General features: G+C 53.2%; 8 protein-coding genes and 2 riboswitches. Of the genes, 2 read left to right on the forward strand and 6 right to left on the reverse strand.

Annotation, left to right across the window (positions count from 1 at the left end):
- Positions 1 to 138: 138 nt before the first annotated feature.
- Complete coding sequence (locus Q7J88_RS14215) at positions 139 to 1,497, reverse strand: sigma-54 dependent transcriptional regulator (RefSeq protein WP_303722897.1); 1,359 nt, start codon at positions 1,495 to 1,497, stop codon at positions 139 to 141.
- A 199-nt stretch (positions 1,498 to 1,696) separates the two neighbouring features.
- Here Q7J88_RS14215 and Q7J88_RS14220 point away from each other — a divergent pair, with 199 nt between their 5' ends.
- Positions 1,697 to 1,957 carry a hypothetical protein gene (locus tag Q7J88_RS14220; protein ID WP_303722898.1) on the forward strand — a complete coding sequence of 87 codons (261 nt, stop codon included), beginning with the start codon at positions 1,697 to 1,699 and terminating at the stop codon, positions 1,955 to 1,957.
- A gap of 178 nt (positions 1,958 to 2,135) precedes the next feature.
- Here Q7J88_RS14220 and sucD read toward each other — a convergent pair whose 3' ends face one another.
- From sucD to folK, 5 genes are all read right to left on the reverse strand, one after another.
- Complete coding sequence (sucD, locus tag Q7J88_RS14225) at positions 2,136 to 3,014, reverse strand: succinate--CoA ligase subunit alpha (RefSeq protein ID WP_303722899.1); 879 nt, start codon at positions 3,012 to 3,014, stop codon at positions 2,136 to 2,138.
- A gap of 4 nt (positions 3,015 to 3,018) precedes the next feature.
- A complete protein-coding gene (gene sucC, locus Q7J88_RS14230) occupies positions 3,019 to 4,242 on the reverse strand; it encodes an ADP-forming succinate--CoA ligase subunit beta (RefSeq protein WP_303722900.1) in 1,224 nt (407 codons plus the stop codon).
- Positions 4,243 to 4,716: 474 nt separating this feature from the next.
- Positions 4,717 to 5,358, reverse strand: coding sequence for a fructose-6-phosphate aldolase (gene fsa, locus Q7J88_RS14235; protein WP_303722901.1), 642 nt, complete (start codon positions 5,356 to 5,358; stop codon positions 4,717 to 4,719).
- Positions 5,359 to 5,390: 32 nt separating this feature from the next.
- On the reverse strand, positions 5,391 to 5,648 hold the full coding sequence (locus Q7J88_RS14240; protein ID WP_303722902.1) for a hypothetical protein: 258 nt from the start codon (positions 5,646 to 5,648) through the stop codon (positions 5,391 to 5,393).
- Positions 5,641 to 6,165, reverse strand: a complete 525-nt coding sequence (folK, locus tag Q7J88_RS14245) for a 2-amino-4-hydroxy-6-hydroxymethyldihydropteridine diphosphokinase (RefSeq protein WP_303722903.1) — start codon at positions 6,163 to 6,165, stop codon at positions 5,641 to 5,643. Before folK ends, Q7J88_RS14240 begins: the two co-directional genes overlap by 8 nt.
- A 58-nt stretch (positions 6,166 to 6,223) precedes the next feature.
- Here folK and Q7J88_RS14250 point away from each other — a divergent pair, with 58 nt between their 5' ends.
- On the forward strand, positions 6,224 to 6,625 hold the full coding sequence (locus tag Q7J88_RS14250) for a VOC family protein (protein WP_303722904.1): 402 nt from the start codon (positions 6,224 to 6,226) through the stop codon (positions 6,623 to 6,625).
- Between the two features lie 222 nt (positions 6,626 to 6,847).
- Positions 6,848 to 6,924: riboswitch (cyclic di-GMP riboswitch) on the forward strand.
- 58 nt (positions 6,925 to 6,982) lie between these two features.
- A riboswitch (cyclic di-GMP riboswitch) is annotated at positions 6,983 to 7,059 on the forward strand.
- Positions 7,060 to 7,067: the final 8 nt, after the last annotated feature.

Consider the following 7,067-nt stretch of genomic DNA (forward strand, 5'->3'; position numbering starts at 1 on the left):
TCAATATTCTTTCTAGGGCAGGAACTGCCCGAAGTCACGCCCGTGGAGAATCCTCTGACGGCGGAACGGCTCGCAAGAGCCGGTCTACGAGTCATGGTTCGTTGAAACAGGAAGCTCCGTCGCTTGCGGCGGGGTAGTTCACTCGATCTTGTATTCCTTGATCTTGTACATAAGGGAGCGGAGGCTGATTTCCAGCAGCTGTGCTGCCTGCGTGCGGTTACCGTCGGTTTTGGCAAGGGCTTTGCTGATGTATTCCTTCTCCAGCCGTTGCGAAGCGATTTTCAACGAATATTCTTCTGGTTCACTCTCTTTAGATAGCGATTGACGCATCCGTAAAGGAGGTAACTCTAGCGTTTCCTGACTGAAAATAAGCCCCTTTTCCAAGTAGTTCTGCAGCTCTCGGACATTGCCGGGCCAGTGGTAGCTGGTCAGCTTTTTCCGGTCCTCCGTACTCAGCTGCAGTTGCTGGCGCCCTTCCTGCTGGCAGAGCGTAGCCAGAAAATGTTCTGCCAGAGGAATGATATCTTCTGGGCGTTCGCGCAGCGGTGGCAGGTTGATATCGACCACAGCCAAGCGGTAGTAGAGGTCATTGCGAAAAAGGTTGTTTTGAACGGCTTCCTGCAAGTCTCTTCCTGCCGCGGCCACCACACGGGTGTTGATTTTCTCCGAGCGGGTGGCGCCGACTTTTCTGATTTCTCCCTCCTGTAACACCCGCAACAGCTTGGGTTGCAGCTCGAGAGGCATTTCCGCTATCTCATCCAGGAACAGGGTGCCGCCGCTGGCGATCGAGAAGAGTCCCTGTTTCTCGCGGTCTGCGCCGGTAAAGGCCCCTTTGGTGTGGCCGAACAGTTCGCTTTCCAGCAAACCGGAAGTGATGGCGCTGCAGTTGATCGCCAAAAACTGGCCTTGGCGCCCGCTTTCACTGTGCAGGGCTCGGGCAACCAGTTCCTTACCAGTGCCGGTTTCCCCTGTGATCAGCACCGGTGAATCGGCTCCGGCAGCTGCTTTGACCATCTGCAGCATCTGCTGCATCGATTTGCTGGCATGGATAATCCGGTCGATGGAAAAGGCTTGTTCCTGTTTCGACAGGGCTGTTTTTAATTGCTCGTTTTCGACGCGTAACTGCTGGCGTTCTTCCGCTTTACGCAGAGTTAGCAGGACTTCGTCCGGTTTAAACGGTTTCGAAATGAAGTCGTAGGCGCCCCGTTTCATGCAATCGAGAGCGATATCGATGCCGCCGTAAGCGCTCATCATGATAATCGTGCAGTCGAGGGTTTTGACGATCGGTTGATCTAGAAAGCTCAATCCATCCATGTCCGGCATACGGATGTCGGAGAGGATGGCATCGAACTTTTCCTTTCGGATCATTTCCAGTGCCTGGTTGCCGTTTTCTGCTTCGCAGACCCGGTAGTTGTTCGGCTCCAACACCAAGCGCAACATATGTCGCATCGAAGGTTCGTCATCGACAACCAACAGATTTTGAAAACTGTTTGCCATGAAATTCCCTTTTGCTCCAATTGATTGCCTTAGGATACACACCTTTTGCAGAGCGTGCAAATTTTGCATGTTTTCAAGCAGTTGTTTCATAGAGAAAAAATCAGATAAATCGCTTGTGCTGAAAAGCCTAAAATGGATATTATTACATTTGGGTTAAATTTTACCCTAAGTCGTATTTTGTATGAAATGGGGAGCGGTTATGGAACAGAGATTGATAGACGCACGGCTTTGGTCATTGGGCGATGGCCATCTAAATGAGCAGGATTGTCAGGATGCTTGGCAAGTTTTATCGCGTTTGGGAGCACCTTATCGTTTTAGCGGGAAATCGTGTGATGGACTTTTTGAGTATCTAATTCTGCACCCTGATACCGGGGACGTTGTTGCCGCCGGACGAGGTGAGTCGACCTCACTGGCAATGCTCGAAGCAGCGCTTGCCGGGAGCAAAGTCCTAAGTCAATAGGAGATAAGTCAAGGTTTCAAAACTGAAAAGAACCGGCGTCACGGCAAGCCGGTTCTTTTCAGTTTTATTTGAGAGGCGTGTATCTCCACCGCTTTGCCGCATAGCTGCAGGTCGGATGACAAGAAAAAAGGACCGCTGCAACAACAACGGTCCTTTCGCAAGTACTGCTTTAGATTGGTTACTTGCCGAGCACCTCGGCAACTTTTTTGCCGATGTCGGCCGGCGACTGGACCACGTGCACGCCGCATTTCTCTAGTGCCTTCATTTTTGCGGCAGCAGTATCGTCACCACCGGAAATTATGGCTCCGGCATGTCCCATCCGCTTACCTTTCGGCGCGGTCTGCCCAGCGATGAAGCTGACCACCGGTTTGTTAAAGTTCTGCTTGATCCATTCACCCGCCTTCACTTCGGCTTGGCCGCCGATCTCACCGATCAGCACTACGCACTCGGTCTGTGCATCGAATTGAAACATCTCCAGCAGGTCGATATATTTCAGGCCGATGATCGGATCGCCACCGATACCGATACAGGTTGACTGACCGTAACCGAAGGCGCTGACCTGCTTAACTGCTTCGTAGGTTAGAGTGCCCGATTTAGAAATGATGCCGACGGTGCCGGCGGTGTGTATCTCGCCCGGCATGATGCCCATCTTGCATTCCCCGGGGGTGATGACGCCGGGACAGTTCGGGCCGACCAGCATGGTTTTGGAGGAGCTGGTCTTCATCAGCCGCTTGACCTTGATCATGTCTTTGACCGGGATGCCTTCGGTGATGCAGACGCAGAGATCTAGGTTTGCATCGACCGATTCGATCACCGCGTCGGCAGCGTAGGCCGGCGGCACGTAGACGATCGAGGCGTTGGCGCCGGCCTGGCGGATCGCTTCCTCGACGGTGTCGAACACTGGGGTACCATCAACTTCTGTGCCGCCACGACCGGGGACGACCCCGGCGACAATGTTGGTACCGTACTCTTTCATTTTCTGGGCGTGGAACTTCCCCTGCGAGCCGGTCAGCCCCTGCACGACGACTTTTGTTCTGTTGTTAACCAGTATGCTCATCGATCTACTCCTTCGCCTTGGCAGCGGTTTTCTTTTTCTCCGGGTTGTAGTCTTCTCCGGCAGCAAGTTCGACCGCTTTTTGTGCCGCATCGGCCATGGTATCGGCGGTGACGATGTTGAGACCGGTCTTGGCGGCACCCTCTTCGAGGATTCGACGTCCTTCCTCGACGTTGGTTCCGTCGAGGCGGACGACAATGCTGCGGTCGCTCGGCACCTCGTCGGAACCTTTCAGAACACCTTCGGCGATCAGGTCGCAGCGGACGATGCCGCCGAAGATGTTGACAAAGATGACCTTGACCTTCGGGTCGGTGAGGATGATCTTGAACGCTTCGCGCACCTTGTTGACGTCGGCACCGCCGCCGACGTCAAGGAAGTTGGCCGGGTCGCCGCCGAACGACTTGATGATGTCCATGGTCGCCATCGCTAATCCTGCGCCGTTGACCATACAGCCGATGTTGCCGTCCATGCTGACGTAGGAAAGGTCGAAGATCGAGGCGCGCACTTCCTGCGGCTCCAGTTCGCCATAGTCTTTCATCTCTTCGATTTTCGGGTGACGGTAGAGAGCGTTCTCATCGACGTTCATTTTGGCGTCGAGGCAGACAATGTCTCCGTCACCGGTGACCACCAGTGGATTGATCTCCAGCATCATGCCGTCGAAGTCGGCAAAGACATTGTAGATTTTGTTGGCCACATCGGCGAACTTGTTCAGCAGGCTGGATTCAAGACCAATCTTCTTGGCAATCTTGCGCCCCAGGAACAGGCCCATGCCGGTCACTGGGTTGATTCGCTCGGTGACGATAGCGTTCGGATTCTTTTCCGCGACCTCTTCGATATCCATCCCGCCTTCTGCACTGGCGATGATCATATGCTGTTCAGAATCGCGGTCGACTAAAAAACTCAGGTAGATCTCCTGCTTGATATCGGTGGCCTTTTCGATCAGGGTGCGGCGAACTATTTTGCCTTCCGGCCCAGTCTGTTTGGTCACGATTTTCATGCCCAGCATGTGCGAGGCGACGTCGTAGACGTCGCTGAAGGAGTTAACGACCTTAACTCCGCCTGCTTTGCCGCGGCCACCGGCGTGTACCTGAGCCTTGATGACCCAGGCGTCTCCCCTCAGTTCCTTAGCGACGCGCAATGCATCGCTGGCCGTTGAGGCAACCCCGCCATCAGGAACCGGTACGCCGTAATTTCTTAGCAATCCCTTGGCCTGAAACTCGTGTAAATCCATGGCTCACCTTTCTTCTCTGGTCTGTTTCTGCAGTTATTGAACTAAATACTGAAATCGGTTTCAGCAGGCATCTGCAACAAAAATATCAGCACCTAACAAATAGATTTTCCGGTGCGAGAAATTATAGTGCTTTTGAGCGTATACACGATTCTGCGGCAGATTGTCAAGTGGCCTTACCATTGTTTTGGTAAGATATGTCGATGAAAAATCACTGTGGCAACTATAGCGTGGAGTCTGCAGGAGGCAAGTTAAGCGACTAAAAAAGCGCTCTCGGTTAGTGATTCTGTTTGAGGCTGCTAACGTGAGCCGTAGTTGTCGGAGGTGAGTTGGAACTTGCTATGAGTGGCAATGATCAACTGGATGAGCAATACGGCCGCTTCTAAAATCTGCTGCTTAATATCGAATACAAGAAAAGGGCACTGCAAATCAATTTCGCAGTGCCCTTTTCTCAATAAAGTGTCCGGCAAAACCTAGTTACTTGGTCTTTTCCCAGTCGGCGAGGAACTTTTCGATGCCGACATCGGTCAGCGGGTGTTTGGCCAGCTGGGTCATGACACTGTAAGGGATTGTACAGATGTCGGCGCCTATCAGTCCGGCGTTCAGTACATGCAGCGGGTTGCGGATCGAGGCGACGATGATCTCAGTGTCGTAGCCGTAGTTGTCGTAAATGGTGCGGATCTGCTCGACCCCTTCCATCCCCTCGTGGCCGACATCGTCGAGGCGGCCGACGAACGGCGAAACGTAGCTGGCTCCGGCCTTGGCCGCCAGCAGCGCCTGAAGCGGCGAGAAGATCAGGGTGACGTTGGTCTTGATCCCTTCGGTGGCAAACTGCTTGGTCGCCTTCAGTCCTTCGGTGGTCATTGGCACCTTGATGACGATGTTCTTGTGAATCTTCTCCAGTTCGCGCCCTTCGCTCAGCATCCCTTCGGCGTCCAGGGCGATAACCTCGGCCGAAATCGGGCCGTCGACGATCTGAGTGATTTCGGTGATCACCTCTTTGAAGTCGCGGCCGCTCTTGGCGATCAGCGAGGGGTTGGTGGTGACGCCGTCGACCAAACCCAGTTCGTGGGCGGCGCGGATCTCTTCAACTTCTGCGGTATCGATAAAAAATTTCATTGGGTGCTCCTTGTCAGGCTGACAGTCAGTGATTACTTATGGGCTTTTTTGTATTCTTTCAGGCAGTTTTTCGAACAAAAATAGAGTTGCTTGCCGTCGATGTTGGCGGAAACCGCCTCGCCGATCGGGATGAAAGTGCCGCACTGCGGATCCTCTACCATCTCTTCCCCTTGGTGAGAGCGGCTGCGCGGCTTTTTCCAGCCGCTTTTTTTCTCTCTCGGACGGATTATGCCTTGGATCATGGAGTAGCCGACGAAACCGAGCAAAATCAAAATAAGTAACTTAATCATGGTCAATCCATTCATCTGGCAAGCGGCTGATCCCTGCTGCCGGTGGCAGCAGGGTAAGCATTTCCGCTACGGTCTGCTGTAAAATCGGATGCCGGAAATCTGCTGCCAGTTCCGCTAGCGGAAGCAGCACGAAGTGGCGCTGCTGCAGTCGCGGGTGCGGCAGGCAAAGCCCCGCTGAGTTCTGAACCAGTTGGTCGTAAAACAGCAGGTCGAGATCGAGGGTACGAGCCTCCCAGCGGATGTTCCGGGTGCGTCCGGCAGCATCTTCGATTTCGTGGCAAAAGGCAAGCAGCTCATTCGCCGGCAAGTCAGTCGCCAGTTCAACCACCGCGTTCAGGTAATCGGGTTGTCCGGTTGGGCCACCGGTCGGCGGCGTGCGGTACAGGCTTGATGCCGCGGTCAACTCAATGCGCGGGTGCTGTTGCAGTTTCCGGATTGCCCCGGTGAATGCGTTACGGGGATCTTCGAGGTTGCCGCCGAACGCAAGAAAGACTCGACTCTTTGCTGCTGTTGTCATAACGTGACGGATTAAAACACAGAGAAGAAAACAAAAGCAAACCGATAGGACACTTGCCATGCAATTCAGCTTAACTCTGGCGGTCGCCGATCTGGAACAGACCGAAGAATTTTACCGCGAAATCCTGCAGTTGAATCCGCAACGGAGCGAAGCTGGTGACAGAATGCCCGATTTCCTGTTGCTGCGCTGTGGAGCGGCCTGTATTGTTTTTCGGCCGCTGCAAGTGATGGAAGCTCAGCACCCGGCCCTGCTGCAGAACCTGACTCGTCATCCACTCGGGGTTGGCATGCAGCTGGAACTGAGTTGCTCTGATTTGAGCGCCGTTCGTAACAGCATCGAACGTTACCAGTGGCCGGTGCTGTACGAATTGGAGGATTATGAGCACCAACGTCGGGAACTCTGGCTTCACGACCCGGATGGCTATCTGCTGGTGTTGAATGAGGAAAGAGGGGAAAGCTGAGTCGTTTAGATGAATATTTTTCCGATGTCGGAAGTGGTTTTATTCATAACTCGGAGGTGTTTTTTCGAGGTGAGTACTGATTTACATGGAAGAGAGAAAAATTTTTATCTAGATATGTTCTGTTTTTTCAAATACCTAGAACTTTAGTTGTGGACTCAACATTTAAAAAATTATTGACATTGCTTTGTTGCGAAAATATAGTCCCTCCAAAATTAGAACGATACACGATAATACTAAACCACTCGCGAGGGTGGGGCGGAAAGCCTACAGGGTCTCACGCAGACAGCCGGGTTGCCGAAATATCGCAGAGATTCGGCAAGCCGGCTTTTTTGTGCCTTGTCGTCTAACGCTGACGATAATCGATAATACTAAACCACTCGCGAGGGTGGGGCGGAAAGCCTACAGGGTCTCACGCAGACAGCCGGGTTGCCGAAATATCGCA

It is taken from the genome of Malonomonas rubra (assembly GCF_003247215.1).
GTDB classification, from domain to species: Bacteria; Desulfobacterota; Desulfuromonadia; order Desulfuromonadales; family Geopsychrobacteraceae; genus Malonomonas; species Malonomonas rubra_A.

Bases quoted from the DNA above. Each gene is read 5' to 3' on its own strand.
- Q7J88_RS14215 (WP_303722897.1), bottom strand. From the start codon at position 1,497: ATGGCAAACAGTTTTCAAAATCTGTTGGTTGTCGATGACGAACCTTCG.
- Q7J88_RS14220 (WP_303722898.1), top strand. From the start codon at position 1,697: ATGGAACAGAGATTGATAGACGCACGGCTTTGGTCATTGGGCGATGGC.
- sucD (WP_303722899.1), bottom strand. From the start codon at position 3,014: ATGAGCATACTGGTTAACAACAGAACAAAAGTCGTCGTGCAGGGGCTG.
- sucC (WP_303722900.1), bottom strand. From the start codon at position 4,242: ATGGATTTACACGAGTTTCAGGCCAAGGGATTGCTAAGAAATTACGGC.
- fsa (WP_303722901.1), bottom strand. From the start codon at position 5,358: ATGAAATTTTTTATCGATACCGCAGAAGTTGAAGAGATCCGCGCCGCC.
- Q7J88_RS14240 (WP_303722902.1), bottom strand. From the start codon at position 5,648: ATGATTAAGTTACTTATTTTGATTTTGCTCGGTTTCGTCGGCTACTCC.
- folK (WP_303722903.1), bottom strand. From the start codon at position 6,165: ATGACAACAGCAGCAAAGAGTCGAGTCTTTCTTGCGTTCGGCGGCAAC.
- Q7J88_RS14250 (WP_303722904.1), top strand. From the start codon at position 6,224: ATGCAATTCAGCTTAACTCTGGCGGTCGCCGATCTGGAACAGACCGAA.